Source organism: Pantoea sp. B550 (assembly GCF_024158165.1).
GTDB classification, from domain to species: domain Bacteria; phylum Pseudomonadota; class Gammaproteobacteria; order Enterobacterales; family Enterobacteriaceae; genus Pantoea; species Pantoea alfalfae.
This window is the reverse complement of record NZ_JAMYXI010000003.1, coordinates 1777600-1795710: the sequence shown is the minus strand read 5'-3', so window position 1 is coordinate 1795710 and position 18111 is coordinate 1777600. Positions and strand designations below refer to the sequence as shown.

General features: G+C 55.0%; 12 protein-coding genes, 2 tRNA genes and 2 rRNA genes. 12 read left to right on the top strand and 4 right to left on the bottom strand.

What is annotated here, in order from left to right; translation table 11 throughout:
- Positions 1 to 70: 70 nt before the first annotated feature.
- From NIM72_RS11495 to NIM72_RS11480, 4 genes are all read left to right on the top strand, one after another.
- Positions 71 to 2978 (top strand): 23S ribosomal RNA (locus NIM72_RS11495).
- 211 nt (positions 2979 to 3189) lie between these two features.
- Positions 3190 to 3305: ribosomal RNA gene (gene rrf / locus NIM72_RS11490) — 5S ribosomal RNA — on the top strand.
- Between the two features lie 87 nt (positions 3306 to 3392).
- Positions 3393 to 3469, top strand: a tRNA-Asp gene (locus tag NIM72_RS11485).
- Between the two features lie 7 nt (positions 3470 to 3476).
- A tRNA-Trp gene (locus NIM72_RS11480) sits at positions 3477 to 3552 on the top strand.
- A gap of 120 nt (positions 3553 to 3672) precedes the next feature.
- Here the strand turns inward: NIM72_RS11480 and hdfR are convergent.
- Positions 3673 to 4506 (bottom strand): HTH-type transcriptional regulator HdfR, encoded by an 834-nt coding sequence (hdfR, locus tag NIM72_RS11475; protein WP_161736410.1) that lies wholly within the window; start codon positions 4504 to 4506, stop codon positions 3673 to 3675.
- A gap of 120 nt (positions 4507 to 4626) precedes the next feature.
- Here hdfR and NIM72_RS11470 point away from each other — a divergent pair, with 120 nt between their 5' ends.
- Positions 4627 to 4965 (top strand): DUF413 domain-containing protein, encoded by a 339-nt coding sequence (locus NIM72_RS11470; protein ID WP_010253568.1) that lies wholly within the window; start codon positions 4627 to 4629, stop codon positions 4963 to 4965.
- A gap of 25 nt (positions 4966 to 4990) precedes the next feature.
- On the opposite strand, the gene NIM72_RS11465 is transcribed toward NIM72_RS11470, so the two are convergent.
- The gene (locus NIM72_RS11465) at positions 4991 to 6514 is read right to left on the bottom strand and encodes a YifB family Mg chelatase-like AAA ATPase (protein ID WP_222924848.1); all 1524 of its coding nucleotides are present in this window, start codon (positions 6512 to 6514) and stop codon (positions 4991 to 4993) included.
- 330 nt (positions 6515 to 6844) lie between these two features.
- Between NIM72_RS11465 and ilvL the strand changes: the two genes are divergently transcribed.
- The 6 genes from ilvL to ilvA all read left to right on the top strand — a co-directional run bounded on the left by ilvL (position 6845) and on the right by ilvA (position 13405).
- On the top strand, positions 6845 to 6943 hold the full coding sequence (ilvL, locus tag NIM72_RS11460) for an ilv operon leader peptide (protein WP_072101316.1): 99 nt from the start codon (positions 6845 to 6847) through the stop codon (positions 6941 to 6943).
- 150 nt (positions 6944 to 7093) lie between these two features.
- Positions 7094 to 8740 carry an acetolactate synthase 2 catalytic subunit gene (gene ilvG / locus NIM72_RS11455; RefSeq protein ID WP_253420430.1) on the top strand — a complete coding sequence of 549 codons (1647 nt, stop codon included), beginning with the start codon at positions 7094 to 7096 and terminating at the stop codon, positions 8738 to 8740.
- Entirely contained in the window at positions 8737 to 8994 is a 258-nt protein-coding gene (gene ilvM, locus NIM72_RS11450) for an acetolactate synthase 2 small subunit (protein ID WP_008926359.1), read from the top strand. Before ilvG ends, ilvM begins: the two co-directional genes overlap by 4 nt.
- A gap of 18 nt (positions 8995 to 9012) precedes the next feature.
- Entirely contained in the window at positions 9013 to 9942 is a 930-nt protein-coding gene (locus NIM72_RS11445; protein ID WP_161736407.1) for a branched-chain amino acid transaminase, read from the top strand.
- Positions 9943 to 10004: 62 nt separating this feature from the next.
- Positions 10005 to 11855, top strand: a complete 1851-nt coding sequence (gene ilvD, locus NIM72_RS11440) for a dihydroxy-acid dehydratase (protein ID WP_095706524.1) — start codon at positions 10005 to 10007, stop codon at positions 11853 to 11855.
- A gap of 2 nt (positions 11856 to 11857) precedes the next feature.
- On the top strand, positions 11858 to 13405 hold the full coding sequence (ilvA, locus tag NIM72_RS11435) for a threonine ammonia-lyase, biosynthetic (RefSeq protein WP_161736406.1): 1548 nt from the start codon (positions 11858 to 11860) through the stop codon (positions 13403 to 13405).
- On the opposite strand, the gene ilvY is transcribed toward ilvA, so the two are convergent.
- The gene (ilvY, locus tag NIM72_RS11430; protein WP_150015864.1) at positions 13406 to 14287 is read right to left on the bottom strand and encodes an HTH-type transcriptional activator IlvY; all 882 of its coding nucleotides are present in this window, start codon (positions 14285 to 14287) and stop codon (positions 13406 to 13408) included.
- Between the two features lie 162 nt (positions 14288 to 14449).
- Between ilvY and ilvC the strand changes: the two genes are divergently transcribed.
- Complete coding sequence (ilvC, locus tag NIM72_RS11425) at positions 14450 to 15925, top strand: ketol-acid reductoisomerase (protein ID WP_161736405.1); 1476 nt, start codon at positions 14450 to 14452, stop codon at positions 15923 to 15925.
- A gap of 587 nt (positions 15926 to 16512) precedes the next feature.
- Here the strand turns inward: ilvC and NIM72_RS11420 are convergent.
- Positions 16513 to 17844, bottom strand: a complete 1332-nt coding sequence (locus NIM72_RS11420; protein ID WP_161736404.1) for an MFS transporter — start codon at positions 17842 to 17844, stop codon at positions 16513 to 16515.
- Positions 17845 to 18111: the final 267 nt, after the last annotated feature.

Below are 18111 nucleotides of genomic sequence, written 5' to 3'. Positions count from 1 at the left end.
AAAATGCGGCACGTTCGAGTCTCTCAAATGCTTGCAGTCTGCAGCGTTGCAAAACGCCTGTGGGTTGTGAGGTTAAGCGACTAAGCGTACACGGTGGATGCCCAGGCAGTCAGAGGCGATGAAGGACGTGCTAATCTGCGTAAAGCGACGGTAAGGTGATATGAACCGCTACAGCCGTCGATGTCCGAATGGGGAAACCCGGTGCACTCTGTGCATCATTGCAGCATGAATACATAGTGCTGCAAGGCGAACCGGGGGAACTGAAACATCTAAGTACCCCGAGGAAAAGAAATCAACCGAGATTCCCCCAGTAGCGGCGAGCGAACGGGGAGCAGCCCAGAGCCTGAATCAGCATGTGTGTTAGTGGAAGCGTCTGGAAAGTCGCAGGGTACAGGGTGATACTCCCGTACACAAAAGCACACGCGCTGTGAGCTCGATGAGTAAGGCGGGACACGTGGTATCCTGTCTGAATATGGGGGGACCATCCTCCAAGGCTAAATACTCCTGACTGACCGATAGTGAACCAGTACCGTGAGGGAAAGGCGAAAAGAACCCCGGCGAGGGGAGTGAAACAGAACCTGAAACCGTGTACGTACAAGCAGTGGGAGCCCTCTTTACGGGGGTGACTGCGTACCTTTTGTATAATGGGTCAGCGACTTATATTCTGTAGCAAGGTTAACCGTATAGGGGAGCCGCAGGGAAACCGAGTCTTAACTGGGCGTTAAGTTGCAGGGTATAGACCCGAAACCCGGTGATCTAGCCATGGGCAGGTTGAAGGTTGGGTAACACTAACTGGAGGACCGAACCGACTAATGTTGAAAAATTAGCGGATGACCTGTGGCTGGGGGTGAAAGGCCAATCAAACCGGGAGATAGCTGGTTCTCCCCGAAAGCTATTTAGGTAGCGCCTCGTGAACTCATCTCCGGGGGTAGAGCACTGTTTCGGCTAGGGGGCCATCCCGGCTTACCAACCCGATGCAAACTGCGAATACCGGAGAATGTTATCACGGGAGACACACGGCGGGTGCTAACGTCCGTCGTGAAGAGGGAAACAACCCAGACCGCCAGCTAAGGTCCCAAAGTCATGGTTAAGTGGGAAACGATGTGGGAAGGCACAGACAGCCAGGATGTTGGCTTAGAAGCAGCCATCATTTAAAGAAAGCGTAATAGCTCACTGGTCGAGTCGGCCTGCGCGGAAGATGTAACGGGGCTAAACCATGCACCGAAGCTGCGGCAGCGACACTATGTGTTGTTGGGTAGGGGAGCGTTCTGTAAGCCGTCGAAGGTGTGCTGTGAGGCATGCTGGAGGTATCAGAAGTGCGAATGCTGACATAAGTAACGATAAAGCGGGTGAAAAGCCCGCTCGCCGGAAGACCAAGGGTTCCTGTTCAACGTTAATCGGAGCAGGGTGAGTCGACCCCTAAGGCGAGGCCGAAAGGCGTAGTCGATGGGAAACAGGTTAATATTCCTGTACTCGGTGTTACTGCGAAGGGGGGACGGAGAAGGCTATATCAGCCGGGCGACGGTTGTCCCGGTTTAAGCGTGTAGGCGGAGGGTCCAGGTAAATCCGGTCCCTTATCAACGCTGAGGCGTGACGACGAGGCACTACGGTGCTGAAGTGATAAATGCCCAGCTTCCAGGAAAAGCCTCTAAGCATCAGGTAACACAGAATCGTACCCCAAACCGACACAGGTGGTCAGGTAGAGAATACCAAGGCGCTTGAGAGAACTCGGGTGAAGGAACTAGGCAAAATGGTGCCGTAACTTCGGGAGAAGGCACGCTGGCGCGTAGGTGGAGGGACTTGCTCCCCGAGCCGAAGCCAGTCGAAGATACCAGCTGGCTGCAACTGTTTATTAAAAACACAGCACTGTGCAAACACGAAAGTGGACGTATACGGTGTGACGCCTGCCCGGTGCCGGAAGGTTAATTGATGGGGTTATCCGCAAGGAGAAGCTCTTGATCGAAGCCCCGGTAAACGGCGGCCGTAACTATAACGGTCCTAAGGTAGCGAAATTCCTTGTCGGGTAAGTTCCGACCTGCACGAATGGCGTAATGATGGCCAGGCTGTCTCCACCCGAGACTCAGTGAAATTGAACTCGCTGTGAAGATGCAGTGTACCCGCGGCAAGACGGAAAGACCCCGTGAACCTTTACTACAGCTTGACACTGAACATTGAGCCTTGATGTGTAGGATAGGTGGGAGGCTTTGAAGCGCGGACGCCAGTCTGCGTGGAGCCAACCTTGAAATACCACCCTTTAATGTTTGATGTTCTAACGTAGGCCCGTTATCCGGGCTGCGGACAGTGTCTGGTGGGTAGTTTGACTGGGGCGGTCTCCTCCTAAAGAGTAACGGAGGAGCACGAAGGTCAGCTAATCACGGTCGGACATCGTGAGGTTAGTGCAATGGCATAAGCTGGCTTGACTGCGAGAGTGACGGCTCGAGCAGGTGCGAAAGCAGGTCATAGTGATCCGGTGGTTCTGAATGGAAGGGCCATCGCTCAACGGATAAAAGGTACTCCGGGGATAACAGGCTGATACCGCCCAAGAGTTCATATCGACGGCGGTGTTTGGCACCTCGATGTCGGCTCATCACATCCTGGGGCTGAAGTAGGTCCCAAGGGTACGGCTGTTCGCCGTTTAAAGTGGTACGCGAGCTGGGTTTAGAACGTCGTGAGACAGTTCGGTCCCTATCTGCCGTGGGCGCTGGAGAATTGAGGGGGGTTGCTCCTAGTACGAGAGGACCGGAGTGAACGCACCACTGGTGTTCGGGTTGTCATGCCAATGGCACTGCCCGGTAGCTAAGTGCGGAAAAGATAAGTGCTGAAAGCATCTAAGCACGAAACTTGCCCCGAGATGAGTTCTCCCTGACCCCTTGAGGGTCCTGAAGGGACGTTGAAGACTACGACGTTGATAGGCCGGGTGTGTAAGCGCAGCGATGCGTTGAGCTAACCGGTACTAATGACCCGTGAGGCTTAACCTTACAACGCCAGAGGCGTTTTTGAGAGACAGATTTTCAGCTTGTTAACCGGATACAGTTGTGTCCTGCGGGCTGAAGTCCGAAGGATTTTGCGCTGAGGCAAGGCGGCAACCGACCGATACGAAGGAGCATACTGAAGTATGTGACGGAGTAGCGCGAGGGCGGCCAACGCAGCATCAGCACAAAAGACACAGGACAGAGCACAAAGAATTTGCCTGGCGGCTTTAGCGCGGTGGTCCCACCTGACCCCATGCCGAACTCAGAAGTGAAACGCCGTAGCGCCGATGGTAGTGTGGGGCCTCCCCATGCGAGAGTAGGGAACTGCCAGGCATCAAATTTGTTCCTTTTCCTCTGACAGGGAAAATAACGGGAACAGGCGGTTATCAGCCGGTTGCTGATAAGCGTGAAAGAATCGGTGGAGCGGTAGTTCAGTTGGTTAGAATACCTGCCTGTCACGCAGGGGGTCGCGGGTTCGAGCCCCGTCCGTTCCGCCACCCTATTAGGGGCGTAGTTCAATTGGTAGAGCACCGGTCTCCAAAACCGGGTGTTGGGGGTTCGAGTCCCTCCGCCCCTGCCAGAAAACGATCCTTTGCTTCGGCAAAGGATTTTTTTTTGCCTTCATAAAGGCAAAAAAGAAGAACCAGTTAAATCTAACTGGTCTCATCTCTTCCCTGCTTGCTTCTCTACCTGCCAATCTTTAGCTGTTTTGCCTGACCAGAATCGGGAATTTAAGCAGCTGCCGGATATGCGCCTGCTGATCGCTGTTCTGCAACCAGACAGCATAGAGCGGACGAACGGCGACGGGCGTATCCGGGATCACCATCAACTCATTGTAAACACTTTGCCAGAAGTCAGGCAGGAACGCGCACGCTCCGGTGGTATGCAGCAGTTCACGGGTAACATGCGCCGACGTTGTGGTCAGTACTGGCACATCATCAGCGCCGGAAAGATAACTCTGATGCTGATGAAAATCTGCTCCCCATTCCAGTTTAATGTAATCATATTTTTCGCGTTTCTCGCTCTGCCGGGCGCAGAACAGCGCCAGTGAGATATGACCAATCTGCTGACTGGTTAACTCATCCATCTTAGGCGCTTCAGTGGTGATCAACAGATCCAGCTGGCGTTCATGGAGCTGCTTAACCAGCAGGTGTCGTTGTGCCACGCGCGCTTCTAAATGCAGGCTTTCGCGATTCTCGTAAAGCGTCTGTAGCCACGGCGTCAGATAAGCCTCCCATAGCGATGCACTGGCACCGATCGAAAGCTCATGGTGCTGTTGAGTGTGGGAAACCTCCTTCTTTGCCATCATCCATGTGCTCATCAGGCTTTCAGCATAGGGAAGCAGGCGTTCTCCAGCCGCCGTCAGACGTATGTTATTGCGATGCCGTGTAAAAAGGTTAACGCCAAGCTGATTCTCTAACTGGCGGATGCGAAAACTGACAGCAGATTGCGTAAGGTAAAGTGCTTCTGCAGCACGCCCGAAATGGCGTGTTCTGCTCACTTCCAGGAAAGTTTTCAGTAATTCCGTATCCACAGCGTTCTCCCAAAAAATGTTTGTCGTATAGATTTAAATGTTTTGTTTTACACTCTGTCAAGCCTATCTAATACTCCGCGCCATTAACAGCACGGCATTAGAAAATCAGGAGCGTGTAACATGGCGGAAAGCTTCTCAACAGAGAATCGTTTCTTTGATAACAAACATTACCCGCGTGGTTTCTCACGCCACGGTGACTTTACTATTAAAGAAGCTCAGCTTCTTGAACGCCACGGTTTCGCCTTTAATGAGCTGGATTTATCAAAGCGTGAGCCTGCAACAGAAGAAGAACGTCTGTTTATTGAAGTGTGTCGTGGCGTGCGTGAGCCGCAAACGGAAGCTGAACGTGTATGGTCTAAATATATGACCCGCATTAAGCGTCCTAAGCGTTTTCATACGCTGTCCGGCGGTAAACCGCAGATGGACACCGTCGAAGACTTTACCGACAGCGACGATTAACAGAGAAGGGGCGAAAGCCCCTTTTTTATTGCAGGCTGTTATGCAGATGAATCATTAAACGATCAATCGTGCGATAACTGACAGCCTCCTGCAGATGATGCCGACTGACGTCTGCTTCTCCCGCCAGATCGGCCACGGTACGCGCCACCTTCAAAATCCGCTGCCATGCCCGTACAGATAAACCCAGTTTCTCCAGTACTGACTCCAGCCACTCCGCATCCTCTTTAGCTGGCTGACACCAGCGCATAATCTCCGCATTGTTTAAATGCGCATTAATTTTGCCTGCACGGGTCAGCTGAATCTCCCGCGCTGCGACCACCCGATGACGAACCCGTTCAGACGTTTCTGCTACAGGGCGTTGACCGCTAAGCATTCCACCCGGAAGTAGGGGCACCTCCAGCGAAAGATCAAAACGATCGAGAAAAGGGCCGGACAGCTTGCTGAGATAACGCAGCACCTGCTGAGGTGAGGTACGGTTATGCTGTCCCTGATAATGTCCGGTTGGACTTGGATTCATTGCAGCAATCAGCTGAAATCGTGCCGGATAGGTGACTTTTGCGCGCGCACGTGAAATAGCGATGACCCCCGACTCTAATGGCTCGCGCAGAGAGTCCAGCACCTTACGATCAAATTCCGGCAACTCATCCAGAAACAGCACGCCGTTATGCGCCAGTGAGATCTCGCCCGGCCGTGGTAGTGATCCGCCACCAATCAAAGCATAGAGAGATGCACTGTGATGAGGTGACCTGAAAGGCCGACTGCGCCATTGTCGGTGCAGAGTACTGCTAGTGTTCACGAGACTGGCGATTGCTGCGCATTCCAGTGCTTCCTGATCGGTTAAAGAAGGCATGATGCCGGGCAGCCGGGTGGCAAGCATTGTTTTACCGGTGCCAGGCGGGCCAATCAGCAACAGGTTATGCCCGCCAGCCGCCGTGATCTCCAGTGCTCTGCGTCCCTGTTCCTGACCAATGATATCTGCGAGATCGTCAGCAGGCGGCTCGCCCTGATGATCAGGGGACTGAGCTGTCGGTAATGTGAGTTCATTACGCAGAAAGGCACACACGTTGCTGAGATGAGATGCAACCAGTGAAGACCCCTGACGGATAAGTCCGGCATCCGCCTGATTCTCAGCAGAGAGAACCATCTGCCGTCCAGCCTGAATTGCCACCATGGCCGCCGGAATCGCGCCCTGTACACCGCACAGCGCGCCGTCGAGTGCCAGTTCACCCAGAAACTCGTAGTGCGTCAGCTTGTCGGCAGGAAGCTGCTCAGAGGCGACCAGAATGGCGATCGCCATAGGTAAGTCATACCGTCCGCCCTCTTTAGGAAGATCCGCGGGTGCCAGATTAATGGTGACCCGCTTTGCCGGAAAAGTGAAACCGCTGTTGATAATAGCGCTGCGTACCCGCTCACGCGCTTCTTTGACCGTCGTTTCCGGCAGACCTACCAGGGTTAAGGCAGGCAGGCCATTACTGATATGTGCCTCAATGGTCACCAGCGGGGCGTCCACCCCCAGTGCTGCCCGGGTCAGAACTTTTGACAATGACATACTCGCTCCTTGTTACCGTCAGTCTGGTGACTGCATCAAAGAAAAGCCATGACATCATCAGTATGGTTCGGACCATCGCACACCCCATCGAAAGTTGTTTCATGGCGTTTTAAAATGCTGTGCGACAGTACGCAAATCCATCAAAATATTATTACGTCACTAAAGTGATGAATAATTATCATCATGTAATTATTTCTTGTATTACAGATCGATAGGTTACGATTCCGCGTCACGCACGAAAATAAATCTGTAAAAAAAGTTGTGCGATGACCCCTGACTATGATAACTCTGTAGGCATTACTTCGAACACGAAAAAGAATTGAACAACACATGAAAGCCCTTCTACAAGTGATTAGCCTGGTCGTGATTAGCGTGGTGGTGGTTATTAACCTACCGTGCGGGGCAACGCTTGGAGAAAGAAAGGCTTAAAAATCAAGCCTCGAATCCGAAAAAACCCCCGCACCGAAAGGTCCGGGGGTTTTTTTTCGACCCGAGGAAATATCAGTAAATCCACAAGGAACAAACAATGAACAGTAGCATAAAATTCTGTTGTTCCGGTCAGGACACAGGAGAATAGCGATGACAGGTGCACAGTGGGTAGTTCAGGCTTTACGCGCGCAGGGTGTTGATACCGTATTTGGTTACCCTGGCGGCGCCATCATGCCGGTATACGACGCGCTCTATGACGGCGGCGTGGAACACCTGTTGTGTCGTCACGAGCAGGGCGCTGTAATGGCGGCAATCGGATATGCCCGTTCAACCGGCAAAACCGGCGTCTGTATCGCCACTTCCGGCCCCGGCGCGACTAACCTGATCACCGGTCTGGCGGATGCGATGATGGATTCGGTACCGGTCGTGGCGGTAACGGGTCAGGTCACCTCGGCCTTCATCGGCACCGATGCTTTCCAGGAGATCGACGTACTGGGACTCTCACTGGCCTGCACCAAGCACAGCTTCCTGGTTGAATCGCTGGATGAATTACCCGCTATCATGGCGGAAGCTTTTGCGCTGGCGCAGTCGGGCCGTCCGGGTCCGGTACTGGTTGATATCCCGAAAGATATTCAGATTGCACAGGGTGAACCCGCACCGCATCTGGTTCCGGTTGAAGAAGGAAATGCGCTGCCACATCAGGCGATTGACCACGCACGTGCACTGATGGCGCAGGCCAGAAAGCCAATGTTCTACGTTGGCGGCGGTGTCGGTCTGGCTCAGGCGGTTCCGGCACTGCGCAAGCTGGCAGACGAGACCGGCATTCCGGCGGTTGCTACTCTGAAAGGACTGGGCAGCGTGGACCCGCAAAGTGACGTCTATCTCGGTATGCTGGGGATGCACGGTACCAAAGCCGCTAACCTGGCCGTACAGGCGTGTGACCTGCTGATCGCGGTCGGTGCCCGTTTCGATGATCGCGTGACCGGCAAGCTGGATACCTTTGCACCGCACGCCAGCGTGATTCATCTCGATATCGATCCCGCTGAGTTAAACAAATTACGCCGCGCTCATGTCTCCCTGCAGGGCGATCTCAACGAACTGCTGTCCGCACTGAGTCAGCCTTTGTCTATCAACGCCTGGCGCGATGAGGTGCAGGCACTGAAAGCCAGCCACGCATGGCGCTACGACCATCCGGGCGAAGCGATCTATGCGCCGCTGCTGCTGAAGCAACTTTCCGATCGCAAACCGGCGAATACCGTGGTCACCACCGACGTCGGTCAGCATCAGATGTGGACGGCGCAGCACATGGCATTTAACGCACCGGAGAATTTCATCACCTCCAGCGGCTTAGGCACCATGGGCTTTGGTTTGCCTGCTGCCATTGGTGCGCAGGTTGCACGCCCGGACGATACGGTTATCTGTGTCTCCGGTGATGGCTCCATCATGATGAACATTCAGGAGCTGGGCACCATCAAGCGCGGCAGGCTGCCGGTCAAAATCGTACTGATGGATAACCAGCGTCTGGGTATGGTACGCCAGTGGCAACAGCTCTTTTTTGACGGTCGCTACAGCGAAACCAACCTGTCCGATAATCCCGATTTCCTCACGCTGGCCAGCGCGTTCAACATCCCCGGCCAGCGCATTACCCGTAAAGATCAGGTCGACGCCGCCCTTGATGCTCTGCTGAACAGCGAAGGTCCTTACTTCCTGCATGTTGCAATTGATGAGCATGAAAACGTCTGGCCACTGGTACCGCCGGGTGCCAGCAATGCAAACATGATGGAGAAAACCGTATGAACCAGCATCAATTGTCTATCGAAGCCCGTTTCCGCCCTGAAATATTAGAGCGCATTTTACGCGTCGTGCGTCACCGCGGTTTTCAGGTCTGTTCTATGAACATGGCCTCAGTCGCCAACGCAGAAAACATTAATATTGAAATGACCGTTGCCAGCCAGCGCTCCGTCGATTTACTGTCTTCGCAGTTAAGTAAATTGATCGACGTTGCATGCGTTCAGATTCAACAACAGACAACACAACAAATCCGCGCGTAGCCGCGAGAGGGAATAACAATGAGCACGAAGAAAGCAGACTTTATTTGGTTCAATGGCGAGATGGTTAAGTGGGAAGAGGCGAAGGTCAGCGTCATGTCCCACGCCTTGCACTATGGTACGTCGGTATTTGAAGGCGTGCGCTGCTACGACTCTCACAAAGGACCGGTTGTGTTCCGTCATCGTGAACACATGCAACGTCTGCATGACTCCGCCAAAATCTATCGTTTCCCGATTAAAAGCAGCGTTGATGAGCTGATGGAAGCGTGCCGCGAAGTCATCCGCGTGAACAAACTGAAAAGTGCTTATATCCGTCCGCTGGCCTTTGTCGGCGATGTGGGCCTGGGCGTGAACCCGCCAGACGGCTTCACAACTGACGTGATCATTGCCGCCTTCCCGTGGGGCGCGTACCTGGGCGCTGAAGCGCTGGAGAATGGCATTGACGCGATGGTCTCTTCATGGAACCGCGTGGCGCCAAACACTCTGCCAACTGCTGCTAAAGCGGGTGGTAACTACCTCTCCTCACTGCTGGTGGGTAGCGAAGCCCGTCGTCATGGCTATCAGGAAGGCATTGCGCTGGATACCAATGGCCTGATCTCAGAAGGGGCAGGCGAAAACCTGTTTGAAGTTAAAGATGGTGTGCTCTATACCCCGCCATTTACCTCTTCGGCACTGCCGGGCATCACCCGCGATGCCATCATCACGCTGGCGCGTGATATGGGCATTGAAGTGCGTGAGCAGACTCTGTCGCGTGAATCTCTCTACCTGGCTGACGAAGTCTTTATGTCGGGCACCGCCGCAGAAATCACACCGGTGCGCAGCGTCGACCGCATTCAGGTGGGCGAAGGCAAGCGTGGTCCGGTGACTAAACGCATTCAGGAGGCCTTCTTTGGTCTCTTCACCGGCGAAACCGAAGACAAATGGGGCTGGTTAGATCCGGTTAACCCATAATCAGATACAGCGCGGGCGTCATCTGACGTCCGCGAGCTTATTCTTACTGGAGTAAATAGAGCATGCCTAAGTACCGTTCCGCCACTACCACCCACGGCCGCAACATGGCGGGTGCCCGTGCCTTATGGCGCGCGACAGGAATGACCGACGACGATTTCGGCAAGCCGATTATCGCTGTGGTTAACTCATTCACCCAATTTGTCCCTGGCCACGTTCACCTCCGCGACCTGGGTAAACTCGTCGCTGAGCAGATTGAAGCGGCGGGTGGTGTGGCTAAAGAGTTCAACACCATCGCGGTGGATGACGGTATTGCCATGGGTCATGGCGGCATGCTGTATTCACTGCCTTCGCGTGAGCTGATTGCTGACTCGGTCGAGTACATGGTTAATGCGCACTGCGCCGACGCCATGGTCTGCATCTCCAACTGTGACAAAATCACCCCAGGCATGCTGATGGCGTCTCTGCGCCTTAATATTCCGGTGATCTTCGTTTCAGGCGGCCCGATGGAAGCGGGTAAAACCAAGCTTTCTGATCAGATCATCAAGCTGGACCTGGTCGATGCGATGATTCAGGGTGCGAACCCGAACGTCAGCGATGCCGACAGCGATCAGATCGAACGCTCTGCCTGTCCGACCTGCGGCTCCTGCTCCGGCATGTTCACCGCCAACTCGATGAACTGCCTGACCGAAGCACTCGGCCTGTCGCAGCCTGGCAACGGTTCACTGCTGGCCACGCACGCTGATCGCAAAGAGCTGTTCATCAATGCCGGTAAGCGCATCGTCAGTCTCACCAAGCGCTACTACGAGCAGGATGACGTCAACATGCTGCCGCGCAACATCGCGAACAAGGCCGCCTTCGAGAACGCCATGATGCTGGATATCGCCATGGGCGGCTCCACCAACACCGTGCTGCACCTGCTGGCGGCGGCCCAGGAAGGCGACATCGACTTCAATATCTCCGACATTGATCGCCTGTCACGTAAAGTGCCTCAGCTTTGTAAAGTCGCGCCAAGTACCCCGAAATATCACATGGAAGATGTGCATCGCGCAGGTGGTGTTTTCGCCATTCTCGGCGAGCTGGATCGTGCCGGCCTGTTCGACAGCAGCGCCCGTAATATCCTGCAGCAGACCATGCGTGAAACGCTGGATCAGTACGACATCATGCTGACCAAAGATCAGGCGGTAAAAGATATGTTCCGCGCCGGTCCGGCGGGCATCCGTACCACCCAGGCATTCTCGCAGAACTGCCGCTGGGACACGCTGGATGATGACCGTGCCGAAGGCTGCATCCGCACCCGCGAAAACGCGTACTCGCAGGATGGCGGTCTGGCCGTGCTGTACGGCAACATCGCCGAAGATGGCTGTATCGTTAAAACAGCGGGCGTAGACAAAGAGATCCTGACCTTCACCGGCCCGGCCAAAGTCTATGAAAGCCAGGATGACGCGGTAGAAGCGATTCTGGGCGGCAAAGTCGTGGCAGGCGACGTAGTTGTCATCCGCTACGAAGGGCCAAAAGGCGGGCCGGGCATGCAGGAAATGCTCTATCCGACCACCTATCTGAAATCGATGGGTCTGGGTAAAAGTTGCGCTCTGATCACCGACGGTCGTTTCTCTGGTGGCACATCGGGCCTCTCTATCGGTCACGCTTCGCCTGAAGCGGCCAACGGCGGCACCATTGCGCTGGTCAAAGATGGCGACACCATTGAGATCGATATCCCGAACCGCGGCATCAAACTCGCTGTGCCGGATAACGAACTGCATGCCCGCCGTGAAGAGCAGCAGGCACGTGGCGATGCGGCATATACGCCGGTCAATCGTCAGCGTGAAGTCTCCTTTGCGCTGCGTGCTTACGCATTACTCGCGACCAGTGCTGACAAAGGCGCCGTTCGCGATAAGAGCAAGCTGGGAGGCTAAACATGGCCGAGTCTCAACCGCTACCCGACGCGCCTTGCGGCGCCGAGTATTTGCGTGCAGTGCTGCGTTCACCGGTGTATGAAGTGGCACAGGTGACGCCGCTGCAGGTTATGGAAAAAATTTCATCGCGTCTCGGCAACACCATTCTGGTAAAGCGGGAAGATCGTCAGCCGGTGCACAGTTTCAAGGTGCGCGGTGCCTACGCAATGATTGCCGGTCTGAGCGAAGAGCAGAAAGCGCGCGGCGTAGTGACGGCTTCGGCCGGTAACCATGCGCAGGGCGTGGCGCTCTCCGCGACGAAGCTGGGCATTAAGTCACTGATTGTGATGCCGCTGGCGACCGCAGACATCAAGGTTGATGCAGTGCGCGCATTTGGCGGTGAGGCTTTTCTGTTTGGGGCCAACTTTGACGAGGCGAAAGCCAAAGCGATAGAGCTCGCTGAACAGCGCGGCTACACCTTCGTTCCGCCGTTTGACCATCCGGCTGTGATTGCCGGACAGGGCACGCTGGCGATGGAGCTGTTGCAGCAGGATGCGCACCTCGACCGGGTCTTTGTGCCGGTTGGTGGTGGCGGTCTGGCAGCGGGCGTCGCTGTATTGATCAAGCAGTTGATGCCGCAGATCAAAGTGATTGCGGTGGAGTCAGAAGATTCAGCCTGCCTGAAAGCGGCGCTGGATGCCGGTCATCCGGTCGATCTGCCACGCGTCGGGCTGTTTGCCGAAGGGGTGGCGGTTAAGCGGATTGGCAGCGAAACCTTCCGGCTCTGTCAGGCCTACATCGATGACATCATCACCGTCGACAGCGATGCCATTTGCGCTGCGATGAAAGATCTGTTCGAAGATGTTCGTGCCGTGGCGGAACCGTCTGGTGCGCTGGCGCTGGCGGGCATGAAGAAGTATATCCAGCAGCACGAGATCAAAGGCGAGCGGCTGGCGCATGTCTTGTCCGGTGCCAACGTCAACTTCCACGGCCTGCGTTACGTCTCCGAGCGTTGCGAGCTGGGCGAACAGCGTGAAGCGCTGCTGGCTGTAACGATCCCGGAACAGCAGGGCAGCTTCCTGCGTTTCTGTCAGACGCTGGGCGGACGTTCCATCACCGAGTTCAACTATCGTTACGCCGATGCGGACAAAGCCTGCATCTTTGTTGGTGTACGTCTGACCCGTGGCGTGGAAGAGCGCAGCGAAATCATCAGCGAACTTACGCGCGGCGGTTATCAGGTGGTCGATCTCTCAGATGATGAAATGGCGAAATTGCATGTGCGTTACATGGTGGGCGGACGTCCCTCCAAGCCGCTGCGTGAACGGCTCTTCAGCTTCGAATTCCCGGAGGCGCCTGGCGCGTTGCTGAAGTTCCTGCAAACGCTGGGCACCCACTGGAATATCTCGCTGTTTCACTACCGTAGCCACGGCACCGATTATGGTCGTGTGCTGGCGGCTTTTGAGCTCGGCAGCGATGAACCGCGTTTTGAGGAGCATCTCACCGATCTGGGTTACGACTTTCACGACGAAAGCCAGAACCCGGCGTTCCGCTTCTTCCTGTCAGGCCACTGATTACAGCTGGCTCCAGAAAGCACTGATCAGCGGCTCTCCGAGCCGCTTTTTTTGCACGCAGATACCGAGTTCGAACGGTGCAACAGACTCCACATTCTCCAGCATCAGCACGCGGTTCCGCACCGGGTCCGGGCTGTTCTCCAGCACGACATCCGGCAACAGCGCAATACCGCAACCCAGCGCTACCATTGAGACTATCGCCTCATGCCCCGATACCGTGGCGTAAATCACCGGATTCGGGATGCGCTGGCGGCGGAACCAGAGATCGATACGCCGTCGTGCGGGTCCCTGCACCGGCAGGATAAACGGAATTTTTGACCAGTCGGGCTGCGGCTGGGTGGCCTGTGTGCGGACGGCACAGGGTAATGCAGGCGCAATCAGCACCAGCGGAATCAGCCCCAGTGGCATAAAATCAATGCTGGCGGGCAAAGTTTCAGGACGGCCGGCAATAGCCAGATCGGCATCGCCGGAGTGCACTTTTTCTACCGCATCCGCAGCATCACCGGTATCCAGTTTAATTTCGACCTGCGGATGTTCGGCACGAAAGCGGTCGAGGATCGGCGGCAGATGGCTGTAGGCCGCCGTTACCGAACAGAACAGGCGCAGTTCGCCGCTGAGTGACGGACCGTTAAGATCCATCACATGACGCAGTTGCTGATATTGCAACAGGGTCTGCTGGGCAAACTGACGCAGGCGTTCACCCGCTTCCGTCAGCGTCACGGTGCGGTTATCGCGCAGAAACAGCGCATGGCCGACATCGTCTTCAAGCCGCTGGATCTGGCGTGACAGCGTGGAAGGGCTGACGTGCATCGCACGCGCCGTGCGCCCGAAGTGGCAGCTTTCTGCCAGATGAAGAAACAGTTTCAGATCCCGTAAATCCATGTGCGCGTCGCCTCTGGGTGGTGTTGCATTTATTGCAATGTGACGTTGTTAATATATCAATTTAAGCAACAGAATTCCTGTCATATGATGGGGTCATTCGCGGCGTTGCATGACACGCCGTTCCTGAACAAAAAAAGCAAACACAACCTTACCGGAGTACCCATGGCTAACTATTTCAACACATTGAACCTGCGCAACCAGTTGGCGCAATTAGGCAAATGTCGTTTCATGGCGCGTGAAGAATTCGCGGATGGTGCCAGTTTCCTGAAAGGCAAAAAAGTCGTTATCGTTGGCTGTGGTGCGCAGGGCCTGAACCAGGGTCTGAACATGCGTGATTCAGGTCTGGATGTCGCCTATGCACTGCGTGCCGAAGCGATTGCTGAGAAACGCCCTTCATGGCGTAAAGCGACCGATAACGGTTTTAAAGTGGGTACTTACGAAGATCTGATCCCGCAGGCGGACCTGGTCGTTAACCTGACGCCAGACAAGCAGCACTCCGCAGTAGTTCAGGCTGTTCAGCCGCTGATGAAAGATGGCGCTGCGCTGGGTTACTCGCACGGTTTCAACATCGTTGAAGTGGGCGAAAGCATCCGTAAAGACATCACTGTTGTGATGGTGGCACCGAAGTGCCCGGGTACAGAAGTCCGTGAAGAGTATAAACGCGGCTTTGGTGTTCCGACGCTGATCGCGGTTCACCCGGAAAACGATCCAAAAGGTGAAGGCATGGCGATTGCCAAAGCCTGGGCAGCAGCGACCGGCGGCGATCGTGCTGGCGTGCTGGAATCTTCCTTCGTTGCAGAAGTGAAATCTGACCTGATGGGTGAGCAGACCATCCTGTGTGGCATGCTGCAGGCCGGTTCACTGCTCTGCTTCGATAAGCTGGTGGCTGAAGGTACGGATCCGGCTTACGCAGAAAAACTGATTCAGTTCGGCTGGGAAACCATCACCGAGTCACTGAAGTTTGGTGGCATCACCCTGATGATGGATCGTCTCTCTAACCCGGCGAAACTGCGCGCTTATGCGCTGTCAGAGCAGTTGAAAACCATCATGGCGCCGCTGTTCCAGAAGCATATGGATGACATCATCTCCGGCGAATTCTCTTCCGGCATGATGGCTGACTGGGCGAACGATGATAAAAACCTGCTGACCTGGCGTGAAGAGACCGGCCAGACCGCATTCGAAACTGCCTCACAGTATGAAGGCAAAATCGAAGAGCAGGAGTACTACGATAAAGGTGTTGTAATGGTTGCGATGGTGAAAGCGGGCGTTGAGCTGGCGTTTGAAACCATGGTAGATGCCGGCATCATCGAAGAGTCTGCTTACTACGAATCCCTGCATGAGCTGCCGTTGATCGCGAACACCATCGCCCGTAAGCGTCTGTATGAAATGAACGTGGTGATCTCTGATACCGCTGAATATGGTAACTACCTGTTCTCCTTCGCTGCGGTGCCGTTGCTGAAAGAGTTCATGACCACACTGCAGCCGGGCGATCTGGGTAAAGCGGTGGAAGGTACGCAGGTCGACAACGCACAGCTGCGTGACGTTAACGAAGCCGTTCGCCAGCACCCGATTGAAACCGTTGGCCGCAAACTGCGTGGCTACATGACCGACATGAAGCGTATCGCTGTCGCGGGCTAATAACCGTCATCACAGTTTTCAGCAAAACAAACCCCGGCTTGCCGGGGTTTTTTGTTTGGGAACACTACCTGAGAAGTTCGCTGGTGGAACGGTGCCTGCACTGCCTGCTTCGCTGTAAGACCGAGCCTGCACGGGCAATACGGTCAGATCGGAAAGACGCAAAACCCGCCATCCCTGGCATGCTCTGCCCGCGCCATCCATGGCGCGGGACGCTTTCCTCCTCTGACCATATTGCCAGCGCCCTGAGCTATTTTATTGTTGGAAGAGTTATCACAGCCCACGTTTGTAACTTTGAGCACAATTCAGATTTTCTAAACAGACAGCCAACATGGTTAAAGCGATGGGAGCATACGCCTGTAGCAAAGCATAGCGGGCCAGGGACGGCCCGCGCTGAGCCCGCCATGGATGGCGTCTTTTGCGTCTTTGCAAAAGGCGTATGCTCCCTGAGCCTATTGCATGACCACAAGGCTATGCTTTTAAACTCCTCAGTGTCGAAGTATGTTCCCTAAGCTGCCTTAGATTTATTGAACCCAGCCCATAAAAAAACCCGGCATCTGCCGGGTTTCACTGACTGTTATCCAACAGGATTAAACGTCATACAACGTCTGGTGACGCGTCTCTTTACAGGCCAGCAACGCGATCAGCGTCAGCACCGCCATCGATGCCAGATACAGCCCCACCGCCTGCAGACCATAATTGGCATTCAGCCAGGTCGCGATGTAAGGCGCAACAGAGGCTCCCAGAATCGAGGAGAGATTATAGGAGAACGAGGCGCCGGTATAACGCACTTCGGTCGGGAACAGCTCCGGCAGCAGCGCGCCCATCGGGCCAAACGTCAGCCCCATAATGCTCAGACCCAGCAGCAGAAACGCCATCACCAGCGCCTGTGAACCGGAACCCAGCATCGTTGGGAACAGGAACGAAAACGCGATAATCATCAGCGTAATGGTAATCATCGTCTTGCGACGACCAAAACGGTCGGCCAGCAAACCGGCAATCGGCACCATCACACCAAAACCAATCACCGCCAGCATCAGCATCCACAACATACTGTTACGCGGAATGCCCAGACCTGCTGGTGATGGTGTGGTGCCATAGCTCATCGAATAGACGGTCATGATATAGAACAGCGTATAGGTCGCCAGCATGATAAAAGTGCCGAGAATCGTGGCGGTCAGATGCTTGCTCAGCAGCGCCGCAATCGGCACCCGAACCTGCTTCTTCTCTTTCTGCACTTTGGCAAACACCGGACTCTCATGCAGCGACACGCGCACATACAGGCCAATCAGCACCAGCACGGCGGAGAGAATAAACGGCACGCGCCAGCCCCACTGCATAAACTGCTCGTCGGTCAGCAGCCAGGAGAGCAGCAGAAAAGTCCCGTTAGCGAAGAAAAAGCCAATCGGTGCACCCAGCTGAGGGAATGAACCATAGAGCGCACGCTTCTTCGCCGGGGCATTTTCCGTCGCCAGCAGCGCCGCGCCGCCCCATTCACCGCCCAGTCCCAGCCCCTGACCAAAACGCGCCAGCGCCAGCAGCAGCGGTGCCATCACGCCAATCGTCTCATAGCCTGGCAGCAGCCCAATGACCACCGTAGAGATCCCCATAGTCAGCAGCGAGGCAACCAGCGTGGCTTTACGCCCGACGCGATCGCCAAAGTGACCAAATACGGCGGAGCCAATCGGACGTGCGATAAAGGCGATAGCAAAAGTGGCCAGCGACTGTAGCGTGGCGACCGTGGCATCACCCTGCGGGAAGAAAATGTGCGGAAAAACAATCACTGCCGCAGTGGCATAAATATAAAAGTCGAAGAACTCGATGGCGGTACCGACCAGCGAGGCAATCACCACTTTACTGCGTGAGTTAACCGGTGTGGGATCCTGCTGTTTGTCGAGTGTGTCTGTGAGGGAGGCTTGCATAACTGTTTCTTATTTGTAAATACAGACAAAGAATCTTACGCATCTGCCAGAGCGCATTCAATGATGAAAACCCGCGCCGCGTCTGGCTTCAGAGGGCAAAAAGAGGATAATTTCTGTGGTGTGACGAATGCCGGGTGATACCGGGGTAAACCGGACGATATCTGGCGGGATACTCTAAGAAAGGGCTAAATAAAAGTGACCCCTCAGCTATTCATCCTGTTATCGGGTGAAAAAATAGCCGGGGGGTGACATTTTCCGCTGTTGTTA

Coding starts and splice junctions, on each gene's coding strand:
- NIM72_RS11470 (WP_010253568.1), top strand. CDS start 4,627: ATGGCGGAAAGCTTCTCAACAGAGAATCGTTTCTTTGATAACAAACAT.
- NIM72_RS11465 (WP_222924848.1), bottom strand. CDS start 6,514: ATGTCATTGTCAAAAGTTCTGACCCGGGCAGCACTGGGGGTGGACGCC.
- ilvL (WP_072101316.1), top strand. CDS start 6,845: ATGAAAGCCCTTCTACAAGTGATTAGCCTGGTCGTGATTAGCGTGGTG.
- ilvG (WP_253420430.1), top strand. CDS start 7,094: ATGACAGGTGCACAGTGGGTAGTTCAGGCTTTACGCGCGCAGGGTGTT.
- ilvM (WP_008926359.1), top strand. CDS start 8,737: ATGAACCAGCATCAATTGTCTATCGAAGCCCGTTTCCGCCCTGAAATA.
- NIM72_RS11445 (WP_161736407.1), top strand. CDS start 9,013: ATGAGCACGAAGAAAGCAGACTTTATTTGGTTCAATGGCGAGATGGTT.
- ilvD (WP_095706524.1), top strand. CDS start 10,005: ATGCCTAAGTACCGTTCCGCCACTACCACCCACGGCCGCAACATGGCG.
- ilvA (WP_161736406.1), top strand. CDS start 11,858: ATGGCCGAGTCTCAACCGCTACCCGACGCGCCTTGCGGCGCCGAGTAT.
- ilvY (WP_150015864.1), bottom strand. CDS start 14,287: ATGGATTTACGGGATCTGAAACTGTTTCTTCATCTGGCAGAAAGCTGC.
- ilvC (WP_161736405.1), top strand. CDS start 14,450: ATGGCTAACTATTTCAACACATTGAACCTGCGCAACCAGTTGGCGCAA.
- NIM72_RS11420 (WP_161736404.1), bottom strand. CDS start 17,844: ATGCAAGCCTCCCTCACAGACACACTCGACAAACAGCAGGATCCCACA.